The 20543-nt window shown below is 62.4% G+C and carries 20 protein-coding genes and 1 tRNA gene; 7 read left to right on the top strand and 14 right to left on the bottom strand.

Features of this window, described 5'->3' with window-relative positions:
* Window positions 1–37: 37 nt before the first annotated feature.
* Window positions 38–745, bottom strand: a complete 708-nt coding sequence (locus H0A72_RS06420) for a maleate cis-trans isomerase family protein (protein ID WP_180154241.1) — start codon at window positions 743–745, stop codon at window positions 38–40.
* A gap of 248 nt (window positions 746–993) precedes the next feature.
* Here H0A72_RS06420 and H0A72_RS06415 point away from each other — a divergent pair, with 248 nt between their 5' ends.
* On the top strand, window positions 994–1773 hold the full coding sequence (locus tag H0A72_RS06415) for an IclR family transcriptional regulator (protein ID WP_180154240.1): 780 nt from the start codon (window positions 994–996) through the stop codon (window positions 1771–1773).
* A 7-nt stretch (window positions 1774–1780) separates the two neighbouring features.
* Here the strand turns inward: H0A72_RS06415 and H0A72_RS06410 are convergent, their stop codons facing one another.
* Both H0A72_RS06410 and H0A72_RS06405 read right to left on the bottom strand, forming a co-directional pair.
* Window positions 1781–2353 (bottom strand): carboxymuconolactone decarboxylase family protein, encoded by a 573-nt coding sequence (locus tag H0A72_RS06410; RefSeq protein ID WP_180154239.1) that lies wholly within the window; start codon window positions 2351–2353, stop codon window positions 1781–1783.
* Window positions 2354–2397: 44 nt separating this feature from the next.
* On the bottom strand, window positions 2398–3420 hold the full coding sequence (locus tag H0A72_RS06405; RefSeq protein ID WP_180154238.1) for a WD40/YVTN/BNR-like repeat-containing protein: 1023 nt from the start codon (window positions 3418–3420) through the stop codon (window positions 2398–2400).
* 209 nt (window positions 3421–3629) lie between these two features.
* On the opposite strand from H0A72_RS06405, the gene H0A72_RS06400 reads away from it, so the two are divergent.
* The 4 genes from H0A72_RS06400 to H0A72_RS06385 all read left to right on the top strand — a co-directional run bounded on the left by H0A72_RS06400 (window position 3630) and on the right by H0A72_RS06385 (window position 8207).
* Window positions 3630–4601 carry a Bug family tripartite tricarboxylate transporter substrate binding protein gene (locus H0A72_RS06400; protein WP_180154237.1) on the top strand — a complete coding sequence of 324 codons (972 nt, stop codon included), beginning with the start codon at window positions 3630–3632 and terminating at the stop codon, window positions 4599–4601.
* A gap of 33 nt (window positions 4602–4634) precedes the next feature.
* Window positions 4635–6182: an acetolactate synthase large subunit gene (locus tag H0A72_RS06395; RefSeq protein ID WP_180154472.1), complete on the top strand. Its 1548-nt coding sequence runs from the start codon at window positions 4635–4637 to the stop codon at window positions 6180–6182.
* Between the two features lie 336 nt (window positions 6183–6518).
* Window positions 6519–7064: a hypothetical protein gene (locus tag H0A72_RS06390; RefSeq protein WP_180154236.1), complete on the top strand. Its 546-nt coding sequence runs from the start codon at window positions 6519–6521 to the stop codon at window positions 7062–7064.
* A 78-nt stretch (window positions 7065–7142) separates the two neighbouring features.
* The gene (locus H0A72_RS06385) at window positions 7143–8207 is read left to right on the top strand and encodes a sensor domain-containing diguanylate cyclase (RefSeq protein WP_180154235.1); all 1065 of its coding nucleotides are present in this window, start codon (window positions 7143–7145) and stop codon (window positions 8205–8207) included.
* Between the two features lie 88 nt (window positions 8208–8295).
* Here the strand turns inward: H0A72_RS06385 and H0A72_RS06380 are convergent, their stop codons facing one another.
* The 4 genes from H0A72_RS06380 to H0A72_RS06365 form a co-directional block, all read right to left on the bottom strand.
* The gene (locus tag H0A72_RS06380; RefSeq protein WP_180154234.1) at window positions 8296–8826 is read right to left on the bottom strand and encodes a hypothetical protein; all 531 of its coding nucleotides are present in this window, start codon (window positions 8824–8826) and stop codon (window positions 8296–8298) included.
* 89 nt (window positions 8827–8915) lie between these two features.
* Entirely contained in the window at window positions 8916–9320 is a 405-nt protein-coding gene (locus H0A72_RS06375) for a PPC domain-containing DNA-binding protein (RefSeq protein ID WP_180154233.1), read from the bottom strand.
* Complete coding sequence (locus tag H0A72_RS06370) at window positions 9310–9807, bottom strand: PPC domain-containing DNA-binding protein (RefSeq protein ID WP_180154232.1); 498 nt, start codon at window positions 9805–9807, stop codon at window positions 9310–9312. Before H0A72_RS06370 ends, H0A72_RS06375 begins: the two co-directional genes overlap by 11 nt.
* Before the next feature lie 159 nt (window positions 9808–9966).
* On the bottom strand, window positions 9967–11826 hold the full coding sequence (locus H0A72_RS06365) for a TRAP transporter large permease (RefSeq protein WP_343060143.1): 1860 nt from the start codon (window positions 11824–11826) through the stop codon (window positions 9967–9969).
* Window positions 11827–12034: 208 nt separating this feature from the next.
* Here H0A72_RS06365 and H0A72_RS06360 point away from each other — a divergent pair, with 208 nt between their 5' ends.
* Window positions 12035–12817, top strand: a complete 783-nt coding sequence (locus tag H0A72_RS06360; protein ID WP_180154231.1) for an IclR family transcriptional regulator — start codon at window positions 12035–12037, stop codon at window positions 12815–12817.
* 15 nt (window positions 12818–12832) lie between these two features.
* On the opposite strand, the gene H0A72_RS06355 is transcribed toward H0A72_RS06360, so the two are convergent.
* The 5 genes from H0A72_RS06355 to H0A72_RS06335 all read right to left on the bottom strand — a co-directional run bounded on the left by H0A72_RS06355 (window position 12833) and on the right by H0A72_RS06335 (window position 18369).
* Window positions 12833–14425 carry an acyl-CoA synthetase gene (locus tag H0A72_RS06355; RefSeq protein WP_180154230.1) on the bottom strand — a complete coding sequence of 531 codons (1593 nt, stop codon included), beginning with the start codon at window positions 14423–14425 and terminating at the stop codon, window positions 12833–12835.
* On the bottom strand, window positions 14422–15582 hold the full coding sequence (locus H0A72_RS06350) for an acetyl-CoA acetyltransferase (RefSeq protein WP_180154229.1): 1161 nt from the start codon (window positions 15580–15582) through the stop codon (window positions 14422–14424). Before H0A72_RS06350 ends, H0A72_RS06355 begins: the two co-directional genes overlap by 4 nt.
* 21 nt (window positions 15583–15603) lie before the next feature.
* Window positions 15604–16620 (bottom strand): TRAP transporter substrate-binding protein, encoded by a 1017-nt coding sequence (locus H0A72_RS06345; RefSeq protein ID WP_180154228.1) that lies wholly within the window; start codon window positions 16618–16620, stop codon window positions 15604–15606.
* Window positions 16621–16686: 66 nt separating this feature from the next.
* Window positions 16687–17484: an SDR family NAD(P)-dependent oxidoreductase gene (locus tag H0A72_RS06340; protein WP_180154227.1), complete on the bottom strand. Its 798-nt coding sequence runs from the start codon at window positions 17482–17484 to the stop codon at window positions 16687–16689.
* Between the two features lie 78 nt (window positions 17485–17562).
* Entirely contained in the window at window positions 17563–18369 is an 807-nt protein-coding gene (locus tag H0A72_RS06335; protein ID WP_180154226.1) for a phytanoyl-CoA dioxygenase family protein, read from the bottom strand.
* 248 nt (window positions 18370–18617) lie between these two features.
* Here H0A72_RS06335 and H0A72_RS06330 point away from each other — a divergent pair, with 248 nt between their 5' ends.
* Window positions 18618–19292: a GntR family transcriptional regulator gene (locus H0A72_RS06330; RefSeq protein WP_246436865.1), complete on the top strand. Its 675-nt coding sequence runs from the start codon at window positions 18618–18620 to the stop codon at window positions 19290–19292.
* Between the two features lie 125 nt (window positions 19293–19417).
* Here the strand turns inward: H0A72_RS06330 and H0A72_RS06325 are convergent.
* Window positions 19418–19494, bottom strand: a tRNA-Pro gene (locus tag H0A72_RS06325).
* A gap of 53 nt (window positions 19495–19547) precedes the next feature.
* Entirely contained in the window at window positions 19548–20513 is a 966-nt protein-coding gene (locus tag H0A72_RS06320; protein WP_180154225.1) for a polyprenyl synthetase family protein, read from the bottom strand.
* Between the last annotated feature and the right edge of the window lie 30 nt (window positions 20514–20543).

Genomic DNA, 20543 nt, shown 5'->3' with positions numbered 1-20543 from the left:
ATGGTGATAATTATTTTAATTTTAATTTACATCAAATTCAGCTCCGGCGCAGCAAGGCTGCGCGGTCCGCCTGCAGGGCGGTCGCCTTGATCGACGACATCACGGGCCGTCCGAACTCGGCGGACAGGCCGTCCAGCACGCCCAGGGTCGGCAGCTGGGAACACGCGATGAACATCGCGTCACAGGAGGCGGTCATGGTCTTGCGTGCCAGGGCGGCCACCTCGTCTTCGGTGATGCGACCCAACGCATCGACGTCCGGCGCGTTGAAGCTGGCCAGCTCCTGGACCTCGATGTCGTCTTCATCCAGGAATTTCATCAACGCGCGGTTCACGGTCTCGCTATAGGGCGACACGAGCGCAATGCGGCGCGCGCCCAGTTCGCGCAAGGCCAGCACCATGGAGCGGGCCGTCGTGACGACGGCGGTTCCGGTCACGGATTCCAGATCCCTTGCAAGCCGCGCTTCGCCCTCGGGCCCGGCGACGAAGCCGGCCGCGGTGCAGCCATAGGCGACGACGTCCAGGCCTTTGCTCATGCCCGCCGCCAGGTCCAGCGTGTTCCGGACATACTCCGGCAAGACCTCGGGCGTGATCAGTCCCTTGCCGCGCGGGATGCGCAGGACCTCGACCTCCGACCCGGCCGGCAGCCAGCCGGCGATTTCCCGGGCCATGGTGGTGTTGTTCATCGGGACGATCAGCCCCACTTTCCATCCCGTTTTTTGCGCCGTGGCGCCCTCTTGCTCGGTCATGCCGGTCTGCCTCTTTTCTAGTTCATTAAATTCTCTTGCCATACGATAATTATTTTAATCTTAAACCTGTCCCCGCGTGCCCGCCGGCGCGCGGGCGCCGGCGGCGGCGCGAGTCGCAAGGCCTTTCGGATATGAAGTAATCTATCGGGCGGGCCGCAAGACGCCGGAGCGGCGCCGAGAGGCTGTTCGGCGGGGTGCCTGTGCCCCGCTTCGGCGTTTTTTTTGAATGGACGGATTTGACGAGAGCGATGAGCAGCCTGGACAAGATGCTGAACCTGCTGGATGTGTTCACGCCCGCGGCGCCGGTTTGGGCCACTGAAGACCTGATACGGTACGCGGGCATTCCCGCGTCGACCTGTTACCGGTATATCAAGTCGCTGCATCAGGCGGGGCTGCTTGCGCGCGTGGCCAACGGCTCATATGTGCTGGGGCCGCGCATCATGGAAATGGACCGCACCATCCGGCTGTGCGACCCCGTCTACATCGCCGGAACGCCGGTGATCCAAAAACTGACGGCGGACAGCGGCTTCAGCTCATTGCTCTGTATCCTGTTCAGCGACAGCATCATGTGCGTGCAGCAATCGCTGGCCCCCAACGCGCCGTCCGCCTTGTTCACGCGGGGCCAGCGCAGGCCCCTGGTCGCCGGCGCGTCGGCCAAGATCATTCTCGCCTATCTGCCCGTGCACCAGTTGCGCAGCATCTTCGCCAAGCATCGCAAAAGCATCGCCAGCGTGGGGCTGGGCGCCGACTGGGACGGCTTTCGGCTGACCCTCAAGCAGATCCGCCAGCAGGGCTATGCCAGAAGCTTCGGCGAATACAACCCCGGGATTCTTTCCGTGGCCGCCCCGCTGTTCAACCGCGCCGGAGACGTGCTGGGCAGCCTTGCGCTGGCGGCATCCGCCTGCACGACCAGCGAAACCGCCTTCGCGGCCGCCATACCGCTCGTGCTGGAGGCCGGCCGGCAGGTGAGCGAGCGGATATCCACATCGGCCAACGTGGTGGACCTGCCCGCGCGCGCGGTGGGCTGAGCCGCCGTCAACCCGCGCCGCGCATCGGTTTCAACGGCGGCGCCATGCCGTCGGGCAAGGGCGGTTCGGCGGTATTGAGCACCATGGCCAGCAAGGTGTAGTAGCCGCAGATCGCCAGCAGATCCAGCACGCCGCGTTTGCCATAGCGCGCCTCCACGCGGCCGTAGGCCTCGCGCCCCGGCGCGCCCAGGCGCTGCGTCTCGGTGCAGAACTCGTAGACGTCCCGCAGCTCTTCCGGCATGGGCGCCGGACGCTCGTTGCGTGCCACCGCATCCATGATCTCCGCGCTCAGCGTGGTCGTGCCGGCGGCGATGCGGCGATGCGCCATCCATTCATACTGGCAGTCCCAGGCCCTGGCGGTGATCAATATGCCCAGCTCGACCACCTCGGCCGGCAGGCCGGTGCCGAAGCGCAGGTGCTCGCCGACCTTCTGCAAGCAGCCGGCGAGCTCGGGATTGTGCAGCAGGGCGATGAACGGCCCCTTGACCTCGCCGCGCGGACCGGCGGCTATCTCGGCCGCGACTTCGCGCTGCTTGTCTGACATGGCTTCGGGTGGAATCCGGGGAAAGCGTTCGCTCATTGTCTGTTCCTTGATTGATTCATGCCGGCCGCCTTTCGGCCGCCTCATTTGCGTACCGTGATCGAATGGGCCGGCCGCCCTTCGGGAATTTCCGCCCAGCGCCAGTGCAGGGCCCGCAGCTCGCCGAATTCATGCGGCATGCGTTCCCAGCTGTCGCCGCCGTCCCGGCTGCGAAACAGCTGCCCCAGATTCGTGCACGTGAACAGCAGCATCGGATCATGGGGATGCGTCGCCACGCACCACACCGTGCTGTTCAGTTTGCCCGGCAAAGGGACTTCGCGCCAGCTGTCCCCGTAATCGTCGCTGCGCAGCAGCTTGCCGTCATTTCCGGGCGGCCCGTTTCCGTTGGTAAGAAACACGATACGGTCGGTGTCGGCCCTGGGCACCACCGCGCGCGTATATTGCCAGGGCGAATCCAGCTTCTGGAAGGCCCAGGTTTCGCCGCCGTCGTCGCTGCGATGCAGGCCTTGATTGGTGGTCGCGAACATGATGCGGCGGCCATTTTCACGACGGATGATCGCCAGCCCATGGACGTCCAGAGAAATCAGTCCTTCCGTGCGGGCTTCCCAGCTCCTGCCGCGGTCCGTGCTGCGGAAAATGCCGCCGATCTCTATCGCCGCCCACACGATGTCGCGGTCCAGCGGGTCCACGAGGATTTGCGTCACCCGGGTCGGCCCCTGGTTGATGGGGGAAAAATCGGCCATGCCCGGCGCGGGCACGCCGACCCAGCTGGCGCCCCCGTCCTCGGAGCGATAAAGCTCGGCCGGACGCCCGCCGGCGAACAGCAGGTCCGGATCATCGGGGTGCTGGACCACCGACCATACGTCTTTCAAAGGAGAAGCCACCGGCGTCCAGCGCGTGGTGGTTTCATCCCATCGGAACAAACCCATGTCCGTGCCCGCCCACAACACCGTCGGCTGCGCCGCGTGACTGCTGTATGACCAGACTCGCGCCTCCAGGTACATGCCTGAATGGCTGTTGGGATGCACCCACGTTTGCCCCAGATCGTCGCTGAACCAGGCCGAATGGCCGGCGGTGCCGGCATAGGCCTCTATGCGCCTTCCCATCGTTTCTCCCTGTTGATGCCTGCGCGGAGCACCCGCGCAAAGGCCGAAATATACAATAAATCTTACTATATGGTAATATTTTTATATTGATTCAAATCAATTCTGTGCCGACCATCCGCAGCAAGGATGAGGCTCGCGGCAGCGGCACACGACAAGAAATAGATTCATTTCCTCTATTCAATAATATTTCCTTAAAAACGGGAGACCAGATGAAGAAACTCGCCTGTGGACTTGCACTCGCCGCCGGCGTGGCCGCGCTGCTGCCGGCCGGCCCGGCCGGCGCCGCCTATCCCGAACGGCCCATACGCGTCATGATCGGCTTTCCTCCCGGCGGAGCCATCGACACCATCGGCCGCCTGATCGCCCCCCGCCTCAGCGAGCGGCTGGGCCAATCGGTGGTCATAGAAAACAAGGCGGGCGCGGGCGGCATCATCGCGCTGCAACAGCTGCTGAAATCAGAGCCGGACGGATACACCGTGCTCATGGGCACGATGGGCAACCTGAGCATATCGCCCGGGCTGGTCAAGGACTTCAACGCCGACATGGAAAAAGACGTGGCCGCGGTGACGATAGTCGGCGCTTCCGGCATGGTGCTGTATGCCAATCCGAAGTCGCCGTTCAAGTCCGTTCCCGAAATGATCCGCTACGCGAAAGCGCATCCCGAGAAGATCAATTTCTCATCCAGCGGCAACGGCGGGCTGCCGCACATGGCCGGCGAACTCTTCAAGACCGCAACCGGCACCAAACTGACCCACATTCCCTACAGCGGCAGCAATCCCGCCGTCAAGGACGTCGTGGGCGGCCAGGTGGACGTCACCTTCGAAGCCACCGCCATCGGCCTGCCTTTCGTCCAGTCCGGCCAACTGCTGGCGCTGGGCACCACCGGGAAAGAACGCTCGCCCGTCATGCCCGGCGTGCCCACCATCGGCGAAAGCGTCCCCGGCTATGAAGTGACCAACTGGTATGGCGTCATCGTGCCCGGCGCGACGCCCGCGGAGCGCATCGCAACGCTGCAGAAAGCGTTCGCCGACGTGCTGGCCGAACCGGAAATCAAGGACAGGCTTGCGAGCCTGGGCGTCACTCCCGACGGGCGCTCGCCGCAAGAGGCCGCTGCCTACATGAACGCAGAGCGAAAGCGCTGGATGAAAGTGATCAAGGAAAACAACATCAGCACGCAGTAAAAGAAGAGTCCACGAATGAGCCTGCCCCCTACGATGAACGGCGCGGAGTCCCTGGTCCGGACCCTGCTCGCGTCGGAAATCGACATCTGCTTCGCCAATCCCGGCACCTCCGAAATGCACTTCGTCGCCGCCCTGGACCGCGTGCCGGGCATGCGCTGCGTGCTCGGCCTGTTTGAAGGCGTCGTGACCGGCGCAGCGGACGGCTACGGCCGCATGGCGGGCAAGCCCGCCTCGACTTTGCTGCACCTGGGCCCGGGCCTGGCCAACGGCATCGCCAACCTGCACAACGCCCGCAAGGCGCGCACCCCGATCCTGAACATCGTGGGCGAACACGCCAGCGACCATCTCCAGCACGAAAGCCCTTTGCGCAGCGACCTGCCCGCCACGGCCGCCCTGATTTCAGACTGGCACAGAGTCGGCGGCCGGCGGACGATCGCCCGTGACACGGCGGAGGCCGTCACCGCCGCCCGCTCGCACGACGGCCAGATCGCCACCCTGATCCTGCCCGCCGACACCGCCTGGGCGCCCGGCGACGAGCCTCGCGCCGCGCGGCCGCCGGCGGCGCTGCAACGCGCCGAGGCCGGCGCCATGGCGCGCGCCGTGCAGGCGCTGCGTTCGGGCAAGCGCGTCGGCCTGCTCGTGAGCGGGCCCGCCGTGGAAGCCGACGGGCTGCGCCTGCTGTCGCGCTTTGGCGGGCTGGCCAACCTGCGGCTGTTCGCCCAGCAGTCCAATCGCCGCTTCGCCCGCGGGCGGGGCCATCTCGTCGTTCCCCGCATACCGTTCAATGTGGACCAGGCCGTGCAGATGCTGCGCGACATCGAAGCGCTGGTTCTGGTCGGCAGCCATCCCCCCGCCGCCTTCTTCGGCTATCCCGACAAGCCGCGCCTGCTGATGCCGCCCGGCTGCGAGCTCATTCCGCTCCTTGCGCCCGGCGGCGACGCCCTGCACACGCTGGCGTGGCTGGCCGACGAACTCGGATGCCCGGCCCGGCACCGCCCGGCCGCCGAGGCGCCGGCGCCCGAGATGCCCGCAAGCAACCGGCTCGACCCCGACACCATCATGCAGGCCATGGCGACCCTCTTGCCCGAAAACGCCGTCGTCGTCGATGAATCGGTCTCGTCCGGCCGTTCGCTCTTCAAATTCACCGACGGCGCCGCCCCGCACGATTATCTGCAGATCACGGGCGGCGCGATCGGCTCGGGCCTGCCCATGGCCACCGGCGCGGCCGTCGCCTGCCCCGGACGCAAAGTGGTCTGTTTCGAAGGAGACGGCAGCGGCATGTACACCCTGCAAGCGCTCTGGACGCAAGCCCGGGAACAGCTGGACGTCGTCACCATCATCCTGGCCAACCGCAGCTACCGGATCCTGCATGGCGAACTGAAAGGCGTCGGCATCGACAACCCGGGGGAACAAGCGCACCGCATGCTGGACCTGGAGCGCCCGACGCTCGACTGGGTGTCGCTCGCCCGCGGCCACGGCGTTCCGGCCGTGAGCGTGGATACCGTCGGCGGCTTCGCGCGGGCCTTCCGGAACGCCTGCGCGCAAGAGGGGCCGTCGCTGATCGAGGCGCTCCTGCCTTGACGCCGCCCGACAGGCCCTGAACCGGCCGCCAAGCCCAGAGCCCGTCTACGTGAACAGGCCCTGGCGAAAAGGCCCTTGGAAACAAGGGCTTTTTTTCCGCCACTGCCGCGCATCCATGGAATCTTATTCTGTTTAATTAAAAACATGACTTGAATCATGTGGGATGCAAAAAATCCTCTGTATCTTCACGCTTCCAAAAGACTGTTCGGATCTTTTGCGATCGACCGTTGCCATTATCCGGCCTCGCCCAAAATGGGCGAAAACACATAGCCAACCGGTTCAGGCTGCCTATCTTTTTAGGTATCATGCGCTCGTCATTTTTGAATAGGCTTGATCATGTCGATAAGCAGAATCTTTAATCATTCTACGTTCGCCAATAGCACGCTGATGGGGTTGGCGGCATTGATCGGCGGATTTTCCATCGCGTTTTTCACGCTGGATAATCAGGGCGCAGTATATATTACGCAGGACAGCATCGCCACGGGCCCCGACTCGGTAATGGGCTTGGCCACGCTGGTCGTGACGCTGTTTTCGCTCCTTTGCTCTTTTATCTGCTTCATGGGCGATTATGTGAATTATCGCGGCTGGTCTCCGGTTCCGCGGGCGTCGATGCTGCGGCAAGGACTGATTATCGCAGCCAGGTACGGCCTCACCGTGTTCGTCGTGATGATATCTTTTGGCGTGCTGTGGCAAAGGTTTTTTGAAGCACTGCAGGTTTCCGCCTTGTTTGGAGCGGGCTTTATCGCCATATTATCCGGCATGGCCGGCTTTTATATCGCCCTGTCCTTGAAAGGCGAATACCGGAATTATGTCTATCGCTCCATAACGCCCCGGCCGGCGCAATTGCATGCTCTTGCTTCTTGCAAACCGATTTATCGTTGAGGACTCAAGGTGACCATGCGCAGCAGGGCGAAAGACGGACTGACATCCAATTCCAAGGACCTGGAAAATCTGGCGTGCTTGAAAAACCAGATAAAGGTTTTGCGGCTGGTCGCCGCGAAAAGGCCGCTGGACGAATCATTGACCGCGCTGTGCGACTTCGTGGAAAAACAGATTCCCGGCTCCGTATGCTCGGTGCTGACACTGGACGGCACAGGCACCGCGATCGGCCGCTCGATCGCCCCGCACCTGCCGCGCAGCTACAGCGAAAACCTGATCGGCGTGAAAATCGGCCCCAAGGTCGGTTCCTGTGGCGCGGCGATGGCGCTGAACAAGCCCATCATCGTCAATGACATCGCCAGCCACCCCAACTGGGTGGACTTCAAAGCGCCGGCCCTGTCTTGCGGGCTGCGCGCCTGTTGGTCCTATCCGTTCAGCGACAGCACCGCAACCGTGCGAGGGGCTTTTGCAATCTACAGCGACTCCCCCCGCAGCCCCTGTGCCTACGAGAAGGTGATCCTGGCCGTGGCGGGCGAAATCGCCGCCATCGCCATCGAGCTCAGCCAGGTGCAGGCGGATCTTTACTTCCGGGCGAACTACGATCAGCTCACGGCGCTGCTGAACCGGCACGCCCTGTTCTCGCGGCTGAAGCATATCGTGAAAAGCCACAGCCGGCGCCGGACGAAATTTGCCGTGCTGCTGCTGGATCTCGACCGGTTCAAGCACCTTAACGATACCTATGGCCATTTGGGCGGGGACGCCATACTGAAGGAAGTCGGCAACCGGCTGCAGCATTGCGTCCGGTCCAGCGACGTGGTGGCGCGCCTTGGCGGCGACGAGTTCGCCGTCGTGCTGGACGGCATCAACAACCTGGCGGAGGCCGAAAACATTGCCCAGAAGATATTGCAGGTCATCGCATACCCTTTGAAGCTCGAAGACCAGCAGCTAAACCTGACGGCGAGCATGGGCGTGACGACTTTCCCGGACGATGCAACGACCGTCAAGCAGCTGATCGGCAACGCCGACCAGGCCCTATACAGCGCAAAGGACAATGGCAGGAATCAGTATGCCTGTTTCAGCCGGTCCATGCAGCCGAACGCCTGCGCCAGGCCGGGCTTGCCGAACGATGCGCGCAGCGCCGCCTGAGCCCCCAGCGCCTGTCAGCGTCACAAGGCGGGCGGCACTGGCCGGCCATTGCGGGCAGGCCGGCCACGGACGAGGCCCCGATGCCCGATCAGCCTTCCTTGCCGGCGCCTTTCATTCCCATGCCGATCAGCTGATTCATCTGCTCCGCCAGGTGCAGCAACTGCTTCGCGCTGTCCCGCGTGAACTCCCGCAATTCCTGGCCTATGCAATCGGGGCGAAGCCGCCAGCCGCCCGCGTCGCTTTCCACATACCCTCGCTCGCTCAACCGCTGCAGCTTGCGGCGTATGGTTTCGCGCGGCAGACGCGAGATCTGCTCCAGGTCGCGCAACCGCATGGGCTTGAACGTTTCGATCACGAGCGGCCCGGCGCCGGAGGCGGGGGCTGCGGCGCCGGGCAAGGGCAGATTGGGCGCGACATTCAAATGCGAAAGCAAGCCAAGGATGATCAAGGACTCGAAATCGAGATCCAGCATCCGGGCCGACCGCAGCATGTGATCGACGATGAAGCGGTTCATGGTCAGGGAAATCAATGGGAACACGTGCTCGAAAGCCGTATCGAACGGGTTGATTTCCCGTCCGCCGCTGCTGTTTTCGATCGCTTCGCCGCTGTGGTCCGCCATGGCCTGCCCTGCTGAGGTGATTGCGTGATGATTCAGGGTAACCCGGATCGCGGCAATTGCATAAGCCTAGGGCCAGCGACGCCTACCTTTTAGCGTTGACAGTCCTTAGGGCCGGCCGGCAGCCACTCCTGTACGACGAGCTCGACCGTGACGCACGTGGGGCTGCCTCCTTTGAGGAAGGTTCCCGCGTGCACGACCCCCTTGTTGTCGGCGATGACGCCGTGCAGGCTGACGTCCAGGCGGCCCGTCCGGGGATCCACGGCTACGTTCCCGTCCAGGGTCAACAGCTCGACGGCGTAGCCCTCGACATGCCGCCGCTCATTGCCCACCCTGATTTCACTGCGGAACAGGCTCCCCAACCCGCCGCGAACGACGGCCTCGCGGACATTGTGCTTCAGGCACAGTTGCTCCACGGACTCGACCAGGTCGTCATTGGTGCACAGCCGGGCGTTGAAAACCCTGCCGAAGCTGCCGCGTACGAGTTTAGCGTCCATCTGCGCATGCCTCCCGAACCGGATGGAACACATGCAGGCGGCTCGTCCGATCGAGCGCGCTGACGAAACCGGACCGCCGCGTAGCCACGCCGCGCAAGCTCAGGCCCTTGTTTCCCACGCGGCAGCGTGGCAGGTTCAGATGGCCGCCGTGCAGCTTTCCGCTCGCTTCCGATATGAAACCGTGGCAATGAATGATGGCTGCGCCATCGGCATTCCGGCCGACCACGGCATTCGCGCCGATCAGGGTGACGCGGTTCAGCACGATGCCTTCGCCGTAAGCAACCAGCGTGCGCCCGGTGGGCTCCGGCGGCGCCACGTGGTAGACTGCCTCGTCCAGCTCACCCGACTGGCATTCGAGCTGGGCGTAGGAAATGCCTTCCAAAGCCAGCACGCTCAGAATCGACGGCCCAAGCCAGGCGCCTGCCGGGATTTCAATCTTGAAATCGTGGACGGTGTCGTCTTCCACGACCAGAATCCTGCTTGTCATCAGGTTCTCCTCCTAGAAAGCCACTTTTGGTGGCGGAAACGCGGCGCGCTTTCGCTGCGTCGCATGCATGCATTGGCGGCGGCAACGGCATGTGAAGGAAGCGAGCGGTTTTTGACCGCTCGCCGTCATGGCCGCTTTTGCCGCCGGTACGGCCCGGCGCTACAAGGCGAACGTGGAAATACCCGGCACCAGCGCAATGATGACCAACCCGAGCAGCAAGGCGCCCAGATAGGGCAATATGGCTCCCATGACTTCATCGGGCGGTTCCCCGCCTATCCGGCAGGCAACATAGAAGCCGACCCCGATGGGCGGCATCATCAGACCGATATTCATGGCGGTTACGGCAACCATTGCATAATGGACTTCATTGATGCCCAGGTTGCGGGCGATCGGAAACAGGATCGGAGCCAGCAGCAACAGCGCCGGCAGGCCTTCCAGCACGCATCCGAGCACCAGAAACACGACGATGGTGACCGCCATATAGGCGATCCATCCGCCGGGAAGGTTGGCCAGGAAGGTGGAAAGCCCCTGGATGACGCCGCTTTGCGTGATGGCCCAGGCCATGGCCGACGCCGTGCCGAGGATGAGCAGTATCGTGCCGCTCAGCGAGGCCGTTTCGACCAGCATGCCGTAGGTCTTGCGCACGCCGATGCCCCCGTAGAGCACCTGCCCGACGACCAGGGTGTACAGCACCGCGATGGTGGACACTTCGGTTGCCGTAGCCATGCCGCTGCCCACGGCGCCGCGAATGAGAAACGGCAGCAGCAGCGCCGGGGCCGCGATCACGGACAGCTTCACCGCCTGGCGCAGGCCCGCGCGCTTGACGTTGTGCACGTCTTCATGCCTTGCCTTCCATCGGGCCAGCAGCAGCAGGACCATCAGCAACACCAGGGCGACCACGAAGCCCGCTTGGAACAGCGCGGCGATCGACACGCCCGCCACAGAGCCCAGAACGATCAAAACGATGCTCGGCGGCACGGTGTCGGCCATCGCCGCCCCCGTGCCCAGCAGCGCGATCATCTCCTTGGGCTTGTTGCCCCGGCGCTTCATCTCCGGGAACAAGGCGGGAGCGACCGTGGCCATGTCGGATACCTTCGAGCCCGAAATGCCGGATACGATGAACAAGGACCCCAGCAAGACGTAAGACATGCCGGCCTTCACGTGGCCCAGCAAGGCCGCCAGAAAATCCACGATGGCCTTGCCCATTCCCGTGGCATCCAGAATGCACCCCAGCATCACGAAAATCGGCACGGAAACCAGAATGACGCTCGACATGCCCTCGTCCATGCGGCTGACGACGACCATCAATGGCACATAGCTGGAAAACGTCAGGAAGCCTATGGTGCCCAGCCCAAAACAGAACGCGATCGGCACCCCGGCAGCCAGGCACAGGGCGACGAGGCCGATCAGGAAAATGATCAGCCCCAGGCTGGTTATTTCATGAAACAGCGGTTCCAGAAGAAACAGCAGCCCCGCCGCCGCGGCGACCAGGACCGACGTGATGACAAGCTGGCGCAATCCCACCGTGCGCATCGCATAGCCGATGACCGTAAGCAGCATCAAGCTGATGCCGACGGGTATGGCGGCCACCCGGTAAGTGTTGGGAATTCCCAAGGCAGGCGAGGTAATGAACCATTCCTCCTGGGCGTATTCGATCGAAGGGGAAACGAGCGCTCCCAGGCAGATGGCCACCATGATGATCGCGAACGCCTGTATATAGCCGCGCAAGGCGGGCGACGCTTTTTCCAGGAATACCGTCAGGCGCAGATGTTCATTTCGGCGCATGGCAATGACACAGCCCAGCATGGCAAGCCATAAAAACGCAATGGAGATGAATTCATCGGCCCAGACGATGGACAACGAAAACACGTAACGGGAAAACGAGCTGACGAGCATCAGCACCATGATGCCCGCAAGCAACGCCGCCGACGCGGCTTCTAGGGGCGCCCATAGGTTCGGCGCCTTGCGCTCGCACCGAGCGTCTTTGGGGGCCTGTAGCACGAGAGTATCGGAACTCACTTTTGTCTCCTGTCTGTTTTATCAGCAAGCCGGCCGTCTTGGCTCGCCGCGCATTGGCATGGTTTTATTTTTGTAAGTAGAGTTAGGAAAATTTATAATATGGACTTCGGTATTCAATAATATCCTTTAGCTATCAACATACCTTGCGAATTATCCCTACATAGGTCAAATTTCGGGTTTATTTAATAAACCCAATCGGAGACGCAAAATGAACAAGACGACCCAAAAGACGACGCAGGTCGCCGGGGCCCAGACACTCAGGCGTGGCCTCGCCATCCTGCGTGTTCTTACTCGCGTTGATCCGAAAGGTTTGCGCATGAGCGAAATCATCCAGAAACTCGGCCTCAATAAAGCGACTTCCGTGCGCCTGACCCTTACCCTTACGGAAGAAGGCTTTCTCGTCCACGACCCCGCAACCGGGCGTTATCGCCTGGGGCCGGAAGTCTATGCCGCCGGCCTGGTCGCGGAACCCAATTACCAGCTTCCCAAAAAAGCCGCTCCCGTCCTAAGAGCCCTGGCCGACCAATCCGGCGACACAGCCTTCCTGACGGTGCTGCATGGGCTCGACACCATTTGCCTGCTGCGCGAAGAAGGCAGCTTTCCCATTCGAAACCAGCTGGTCAAACCCGGAGACCACTGGCCTCTCGGCGTCGGGGCGGGAAGCTGCGCCATGCTTTCCATGCTGCCCGACGAAGAGATCGCCCAAGTGCTCGCCTACAATGCCGCTCAGCGGGCGAGCAACTTCCCGCGCTTCACCGACGAAGCCATCTGGGAGCTCGTCCACGACACCCGCCATCATGGCTACTGCTTGCAGCCCGGGCTGGTCCTCGAGGACAGCTGGGCGATCGCCGTCGGCATACCGGATCAACGCGGCCGCCCGGTCGCGTCGATCAGCATCGCCGCCATTCGTTCACGCCTGGGCCATCCCCGCGCGCAGCAACTGGGCCAGACCTTGCTGGAACACGGGAAAACACTGGCCGGCACACAGTGACCCCGAGCATGCGCGTCAGGCCTGTTCAAGCTCGATCTCCCCGCTCTCCTGCAAAAGGCGCTTGACGTCCTTCTTGGTGATTTTCCCGTAGCCCGACTTGGGCAGGGCATCCCAGAAAACGAAACGCTTGGGCCAGCGATACTTGGCGCACTTGCCGTCGAGATGGGCAAAGAGTTCGTCGGGACTGGTGTGGTCGTGGCCCTTGCGCAGCACCACGACGGCCACGCCGACTTCCCCCCATTGCTCGTCACGCACCCCGACGACGGCCACCTCTTCCACGGCCGGATGCGTCAGAATCACTTCCTCGACCTCCCGCGGGTAGACATTGGAGCCGCCGGAAATGTACATATCGGACTGGCGGCCCGTGATATACAAAAAGCCTTTGTCGTCGAGGCGACCGATGTCGCCCGTATGGAACCAGCCTCCGCGGAAGGCGCTTTCATTGGCTTGCTCGTTGTTGTAGTACCCGGCAAAGACCGCGGGACCGCGGCAGCAGATCTCGCCGATCTCGCCCGGGGGCAGCGGCGTCAGATCGTCGTCCAGAATGGCGATTTCCATGCCCACCCGAGGGCGCCCGCATGAACCGACGGGGTAGCCGGGGTCTGGGTCGTCGGGGGTGTGCAAATAAGGCGGCAGCACGGTGATGCACCCGGTGACCTCGCCCAGGCCGAAGTACTGGACCAGCACCTTGCCCAGCTTCTTCAAGGCGTATTTCTGATCCGCGCGATACATGGGCGCCCCCGCGTAGACGATGTATCGGACGCTTGAATGGTCGTAGGCGTCGACCGCCGGATGCTCGACCAGCAGCTTGACGATGGTCGGCACGGTAAACAGGTTCGTGACTCGATGCTGCTCGACCAGCCTCCATACTTCTCCGGGATCCAGCCTTTCGCTCGTTGGCAGCACGGTGGCCGCTCCGCGGGCGACATTGAGCAAAGCATGGATTCCCGCGCCATGCGAGAGCGGGGCGACAGCGATCGAACAGTCTTTTTCCGTGGTGCCGGGAATCAAATCGGCCAGGTGGTTCGTTACGACGAAAGCCATCTGCCCGTGCGTCAGGACGGCGGCCTTGGGCTTGCCCGTGGTGCCGGAGGTGTAGAAGAACCATAAAGGGTCGCCGTATCCCACGGTGGCCGAGGGAAAACGCTGGCCCATATGCTGATCGACGAGCGCCTGATACGACAGCTGTCCGGGCTCGGCATGCCCGATCGCCACCAAATGCTCCAATCGGCCGGACGCGGCGCGGCATGCCCGCGCATGGTCCTGGAAAACGCCCTCGAAGATCATCGCCCGCGCACCGCTGGACTCGGCCAGGTAGGCCACCTCGCCGGGGGTGAGCCGGTAGTTGGTCGGCACCCATACGCACCCGAGTCTGAACGCCACCCAGCAGCTCTCGAAGAGCTCCAGCGTGTTGCGGGACTGGACCAGGATTCGATCGCCCTTCTTCAGCCCGAGCCTGGTCAGCGCGTGGGCCATGGCATCGACCCTTTGGTCGATCTCCCGCCAGTTCCAGCGCGCCTCGCCGTGGATCACGGCCGGGAGCGTCGGGAACAGGGTTGCGGTCTGCCTCAAGAGCTGAGAAAGATTCATGACTTGCGCGGCATTCATATCGCCTCCAGAATGCTGACGTAGTTCGCCACCGCGGCACCGCCCATATTGAAAACAGCGCCTATATCGGGGTTCTTGACCTGCATGTCCCCGGCTTCGTCGGCCAGCTGCATCACCGCCATGACATGGCCGGACACCCCCGTCGCCCCTATCGGATGGCCGCGCGACTTCAAGCCCCCCGAAGGGTTCACCGGCAAGGGCCCGTCCATCGCGGTCAGCCCTTCGTGGACGACGCGGGCCCCCTGGCCATGGGGCGCCAGGCCCATGGCCTCGTATTCGAGCAGCTCGGCGATGGTGAAGCAGTCGTGGGTTTCCACGAAGCTCAGGTTCTTCAGCGTGATGCCCGCGCTCTCCAGGCCCATGCGCCAGGCTTTTTCCGCGCCCAGGAAGCGGGTTGGATCACGCATCGACAAAGGCAGATAGTCATTGACCTGTGTCCGCGACAGCCAGCGCACCGATACGCTGCCGGAATTGGGCTCGCTCGAAATGACCAGCGCCGCGGCGCCGTCGGAGACCAAAGAGCAGTCCGAGCGCTTCAAGGGCCCCGCTACCATGGGATTCTTGTCCGAGGGCTGGCGGCAGAAGTCGAAACCCAGGTCGCGCCGCATGTGCGCATAGGGGTTCCGGGTGCCGTTCAAGTGATTCTTCGCCGCAATCCGCGCCAATGCGTCCGACTGGTCGCCGAAACGCTTGAAGTACTGGGTGGCTATCTCGCCGAAGATGCCCGCGAACCCGCCCTCTTTGCCCCCCTCTTCTTCGACGTAGGAGCACTTGAGCAGTATTTCGCCGACTTTCGGCCCGGGCTGGGTCGTCATGCGCTCGAAACCAACGACCAGAGCGTTCCGGATGCGCCCCGCCTCGATGGCGTCCAGCGCCGCCCAGATGGCCGCGCTACCCGTGGCGCATGCGTTTTCGCACCGCAGCGCGGGCACGTGCCTCAGCTCGGGCATGGCCACCGCCACCATGGACGCCGAAAAATCCTGAGGCAGGAAGCCTCCGTTGAACGTTCCTACGAATATCCCCTCGATATCCGCAAGATCCATCCCCGCTCGCGACACGGCGGGCAAGGCGCTTTGGCGGATCAAGTCTTGTGTGGTGACGGAATCGAGTTTGCCGAACGGCGTGTGACCCCAACCTACGATATAAGGCACATTCATTTATTTTCCCGTGTGAAAATATCAAGAAAGCTTTCCTACGGAAGCCTCAAGCTGCGCCCACGCTTCGTTGCCGAACTTCTGTTTCCATTCCGCATAGAATCCGCCTTTGCCCAGCGCCTCGCGGAACGCCGCGGGATCGGGCTGCGTGAATTTCATGCCCTGTTTTTCCAGCGCGGCCTTCAGGTCGACCGCGGCCTTTTCGCTGTCGACGCGCTGGCGCAGGCCCGCCTCGTTGAAGCGGGACATCACGATTTGCTGGGCGTCCTTCGGCATGCGGCCGAAGAACCGCTTGTTGGCGAGCATCCAGTACCCATCCCATACATGGCTCGTCATTGCACAGTAGGGCTGAACCTCGTAGAGCTTGCCTGTTTCGATGATGGGGAAGGGGTTCTCTTGCGCATCGACCACTTTGGTTTGCAGGGCGCTATACAGCTCGCTGAAGTTGATCGGGGTCGGCGACGCGTTCAGCGACTTGAAAAGAGAGAGCAGCAAAGGGCTCACGGGAACGCGAATCTTCAAGCCGCCCAGGTCGGCGGGCGTATTCACCGGCGCATGCGACGTAATGTGCCGGAAACCGTTGTCCCACACTTTCTCGTACACGACCAGATTGGATTTTTCGATCTGGCCGCGGATGAAGCCGCCCAGATTGCCGTCCATCCCCTTCCAGACCTCGGGGTAATTCAGGAACGCGAACCCCACGCTGTTCAATGAGGCGAGAGGAACCAGGTTCGCCAGGATCACCCCCGGCAGGCACAGCATTTCCAGCCCGCCCGAACGGATCTGGCTCAGCATGTCGGTGTCCGAGCCAAGCTGGCCGTTCGGAAAGACCCGCACATTGACCTCCCCGCCCGTGTCCTGCTTGATGGCTTCCGCGGCTTCCTGCATGCGGATGTAGATCGAATGCGTCATCGGCACGTTCACCGCCGCCTTGATGTCGAACTTGCGGTTCTGGGACCATGCGATCGCCGGCGCCCCCAGGCCGATGGAACCCAGCGACAGCGCCGCGGCTTTCAATAGATTGCGTCGTGAAACAGTCATTTTTCGTCTCCGTTTTATCTTTCTGCGTTGGATGGCCTCCTCGCTCGGAGGAGGGTGCGCGGCAGCCTAGGCGCTGCGCGCGGTCAGTGCTCCGTCAACGACCAGGTGCGTGCCGCTGATGTAACGAGCTTCGTCCGATGCCAGGAACAATGCCGCGTATGCGGTATCCCAGCCGTCGCCCATGCGCCCCATGGGCACGGACTGGTCCCGCTGCGAGATCATGGAGTCGATGTCGCCGCCGTAGTTCTTGACCAGGGGCTCCCTGATCAGCGGGGTGTTCATCAGCCCGGGCAATACGCAATTGACGCGTATGCCGTCCGCGGCGTACTGGACCGCCATGTTCGACGTCATGGCCAGCAGCGCCGCCTTCGTCGCCGAATAGGCCAGGTAGGGAAAGCCGATCCAGCGGATCCCGGCGATGGAGCCTATATTGACTATGGACCCGCTCTTTTGCTTGAGCATCTGGGGGATGACGTGCTTGCACGTCAGGAAAACGCTGGTTTGATTGACCGCGACCACGCGATTCCAGCTTTCTTCGCTTGCCTCGACCGGCCCGCCCGTTTCCACGATGCCCACGTTGTTGTGCAGAACATCGATCCGGCCGAAAACCTCCTGGCATTTTTCCGCCATGCCCTGCACATCGGCGCTGCTGGAGACGTCGGCCTGATGCGCCACGCATATTCCGCCCTCGTCCGTGATCAGCTTTGCGGTTTCTTCCGCCGCTTCGAGGCGGTAGTCGACCGCGAATACCTTTGCTCCTTCACGGGCGTACAGCACGGCCGCCGCCTTGCCGTTGCCCCAGCCCGGGCCCGAAGACCCGGCGCCCGTCACCAAAACCACCTTGCCCTTCATGCGCTCTGCCATAGTTCCACTCACGAATCCCGCGGGGCGCGTGAGGCGCCCCAAGATGCTTTTACGATTGATTGCCGGCCTTGCGGCCGCTTATGCCGCCACGGCCGCCGCGGTCGTCTGCTTGGCAAATTCCTTGAGCACCCCTGCCGGCGCCGCCGCGACCGGGGTGAAGTCGGTGTGAGCGATGAACTCGGGGCGGGTAGGCTTGCGAATGGCGTTCGAAAGCGCGGAAAGCGTGAGATACACGATACGGCGCGGATAAGGCGTTATGTTGCCCGCGGATCCGTGGACGATGTTTGCATGGAACATCAGCATCGAGCCCGCCTTGCCGGTGGGGGTGACGATGCCGTTTTTTTCGACCAGCTCGGTGACTTTTTCGTTGTCCAGCGTCCATAACGGATACGAAGTGGTCTCGAGATCGTGCTTGGAATCGATCGCACCCAGTTTATGGCTGCGCGGAACGATCATCAGCGGCCCATTGATGGGCAATACGTCATCGAGGAAAACCGCGATGTTCATGGCGCGCGGCTCGGGCATGCCGTCGTCTTTGTTCCAGGTGGGGAAATCCTGATGCCACTGCCATACTTCGCCGGTGAATGCCGCCTTGGCGTTGATCTTGAACTGATGGATGTAGACTTCTTCTTCGAACAGCTGGACCAAGGGGTCCACCAAGCGCTCGTCCGATGCCAGCAGCCTGCATGCCTCGCTATATGTGTGGCAGGCGAACGCCGTGCGAGGCGTTCCGTCGCGCTCGCGCCATACCTCCGGACGCTGCTGGCTCAGGGCCTCGGCCGAGGCGGCCTTCAGGGCGGCGACCTCGTCCGCGGCAAAACAGTCCGGCAGAAATACGTAGCCCAGCTCGTCGAACTGAGCCAGCTGTTGTTGGGTAAGCTTCATGATTGTCTCCTTGCTGGTATGGAACTGAATTTGGAATTCCAATTTTCGTTTTGAAGTATCCTATCAGTTCATTTTGTGTAACGTCAATTACCATATTTCCATTGCAGGAATGCTATCGATTATATTTTTTTCTTTAAAATCAAATATATAAACTTTATACCCACGATTAATCAGAAGATTTATGGTTTATTATTTGATCCTGACTTGAAATACGGAGAATGATCTTGGTAACCGGAATTCAGAATTCCATGGAAACGAACACGCATTACATCGAGAAAGTGTACGAACGCCTCCTCGAGGCCATCACGCGCGGAGAGCTGAAACCCGGGGAACGGGTGCGGCAGGCGGTGTTGGCGGAGCGCCTCGGGGTCTCGCGCCAACCCATAAGCCATGCCCTGCAGCTGCTGCGGCACCAGGGGCTGTTGCGGGATGCGGGCAAACAAGGGGTGGAAGTCACGCCCGTCAATGACGAATACATCTTCCACCTGTATCAGGCAAGGGTGTCTCTGGAGCCTCTGGCCGCGTCGTTGAGCGCCGAAAGAATCAAGAACCGGCAGGCCCCCGAAGCCAGGGTCGAGGCCATGCGGACGGCGCTGGAGATCGGGCACGAAAATCTTTCCAGCGGCGCTCCGGTGTACTTGATGGTCAAAGCCGATTCGCGCTTCCACATGAGCATCTACCAGCTGAGCGGCAACAGCGCGGTGAGCGCCATGATGGCCGGGCAATGGCCTCATCTGATGCGGTCTATGCTCATGGTGCTGGATCACCCGGCCGTTCCCACCCGGGCATGGGAAGAACACGCGACGATCGCACGCCACATACTCAACGGATCAGCCGCCGCGGCGGCCGAAGCCGCGACCCAGCACGTCGAAAGGGCGAGGCTGGAACTGATCGACCGGCTCAAGAACACGAGCCGGTCGTAGCAAAGCGCAAGCGGCCGGCTTCAGCATGGCGCCGGCCCTGGCGTTCCGTCACGGAAATACGCATGCGATTCGGCCCGCAGGCCAAAAAAAAGCCCTTGAAAACAAGGGCTTTTTCCACTGCATATTGGTCGGGGCGAGAGGATTCGAACCTCCGACTCCTACGTCCCGAACGTAGTACTCTACCAGGCTGAGCTACGCCCCGATTTCTTGGCGCTCGCTGACGGCGGCCTGTGAGGGCTGCCGGCAACTCGGGATTCAATGATCGCGGTTTACCGCGAAAGAACAAAATTCTAACAAAGATTCTTGATGAACGGAAATCGGGAAGCCGGCAAGGGCTTCGCGCGCCAGTTTCGCCTCGGCGACGGCGGCGTCCCGCGTGTATTCCAGGGCCCTGGTTTCCCGTATGGCGTGGGCGACGGCGGCGAAATCGGCCTCGCCCGTGCGTATGGCGTTCTGGATCAATTGCTTCTGGCCCGGCGTGCCGACTTCCATGACGCGGATGAGCGGCATGGTGGGCTTGCCTTCGCGCAGGTCGTCGCCCACGTTCTTGCCCAGCGCCTCGGCGTCGCCGCTGTAGTCCAGGACGTCGTCGATCAGCTGGAAGGCGGTGCCGATGTGGCGCCCGTATGCCGCGGCGGCCGCTTCCTGCTCGCCGGTGGCGCCGGCGATGATGGCGCCGACCTGGGTCGCGGCTTCGAACAGCTTGGCGGTCTTGTAGCGCACCACCTGCAGATAGCGCTCCAGCGAGACGTCGGGATCATGGACGTTGAGCAGCTGCAGGACCTCGCCTTCGGCGATGACGGTGGTGGCGCCGGACAGCACGGTCATGGCGGGCATGGAATCCGATTCCACCATCATTTCGAACGAGCGGGAATACAGGTAATCGCCCACCAGCACGCTGGCGGCGTTGCCGAACACGGCGTTGGCGGTGCTGCGGCCGCGCCGCAAGTCGGACTCGTCGACCACGTCGTCGTGCAGCAGCGTGGCGGTGTGGATGAATTCCACCACGGCCGCCAGCAGGTGATGGTTGCTGCCTTGATAGCCCAGCGCCTTGGCCACCATGAGCAGCATGGCCGGGCGCATGCGCTTGCCGCCGGCTCCAACGATGTAATCGCCTATCGTGCGTATGAGCACCACTTCTGAATTCAATCGAGCGCGGATGACGGCGTCGACGGCCTTCATGTCGTCTGCAATGGGGGCGAGTAACTCGGAAAGGTTCAAAGCGTGATCCGGACGGTGTAATGGGTAGCC

This window comes from Parapusillimonas granuli (genome assembly GCF_013416525.1).
Taxonomy (GTDB): domain Bacteria; phylum Pseudomonadota; class Gammaproteobacteria; order Burkholderiales; family Burkholderiaceae_B; genus Parapusillimonas; species Parapusillimonas granuli.
This window is presented reverse-complemented; position numbering and strand designations above follow the sequence as displayed.

What these genes read in the sequence shown, in the direction of transcription:
- H0A72_RS06420 (WP_180154241.1), bottom strand. Translation starts at nt 745, where the DNA reads ATGACCGAGCAAGAGGGCGCCACGGCGCAAAAAACGGGATGGAAAGTG.
- H0A72_RS06415 (WP_180154240.1), top strand. Translation starts at nt 994, where the DNA reads ATGAGCAGCCTGGACAAGATGCTGAACCTGCTGGATGTGTTCACGCCC.
- H0A72_RS06410 (WP_180154239.1), bottom strand. Translation starts at nt 2,353, where the DNA reads ATGAGCGAACGCTTTCCCCGGATTCCACCCGAAGCCATGTCAGACAAG.
- H0A72_RS06405 (WP_180154238.1), bottom strand. Translation starts at nt 3,420, where the DNA reads ATGGGAAGGCGCATAGAGGCCTATGCCGGCACCGCCGGCCATTCGGCC.
- H0A72_RS06400 (WP_180154237.1), top strand. Translation starts at nt 3,630, where the DNA reads ATGAAGAAACTCGCCTGTGGACTTGCACTCGCCGCCGGCGTGGCCGCG.
- H0A72_RS06395 (WP_180154472.1), top strand. Translation starts at nt 4,635, where the DNA reads ATGAACGGCGCGGAGTCCCTGGTCCGGACCCTGCTCGCGTCGGAAATC.
- H0A72_RS06390 (WP_180154236.1), top strand. Translation starts at nt 6,519, where the DNA reads ATGTCGATAAGCAGAATCTTTAATCATTCTACGTTCGCCAATAGCACG.
- H0A72_RS06380 (WP_180154234.1), bottom strand. Translation starts at nt 8,826, where the DNA reads ATGGCGGACCACAGCGGCGAAGCGATCGAAAACAGCAGCGGCGGACGG.
- H0A72_RS06375 (WP_180154233.1), bottom strand. Translation starts at nt 9,320, where the DNA reads ATGGACGCTAAACTCGTACGCGGCAGCTTCGGCAGGGTTTTCAACGCC.
- H0A72_RS06370 (WP_180154232.1), bottom strand. Translation starts at nt 9,807, where the DNA reads ATGACAAGCAGGATTCTGGTCGTGGAAGACGACACCGTCCACGATTTC.
- H0A72_RS06360 (WP_180154231.1), top strand. Translation starts at nt 12,035, where the DNA reads ATGAACAAGACGACCCAAAAGACGACGCAGGTCGCCGGGGCCCAGACA.
- H0A72_RS06355 (WP_180154230.1), bottom strand. Translation starts at nt 14,425, where the DNA reads ATGAATGCCGCGCAAGTCATGAATCTTTCTCAGCTCTTGAGGCAGACC.
- H0A72_RS06350 (WP_180154229.1), bottom strand. Translation starts at nt 15,582, where the DNA reads ATGAATGTGCCTTATATCGTAGGTTGGGGTCACACGCCGTTCGGCAAA.
- H0A72_RS06345 (WP_180154228.1), bottom strand. Translation starts at nt 16,620, where the DNA reads ATGACTGTTTCACGACGCAATCTATTGAAAGCCGCGGCGCTGTCGCTG.
- H0A72_RS06340 (WP_180154227.1), bottom strand. Translation starts at nt 17,484, where the DNA reads ATGGCAGAGCGCATGAAGGGCAAGGTGGTTTTGGTGACGGGCGCCGGG.
- H0A72_RS06335 (WP_180154226.1), bottom strand. Translation starts at nt 18,369, where the DNA reads ATGAAGCTTACCCAACAACAGCTGGCTCAGTTCGACGAGCTGGGCTAC.
- H0A72_RS06330 (WP_246436865.1), top strand. Translation starts at nt 18,618, where the DNA reads ATGGAAACGAACACGCATTACATCGAGAAAGTGTACGAACGCCTCCTC.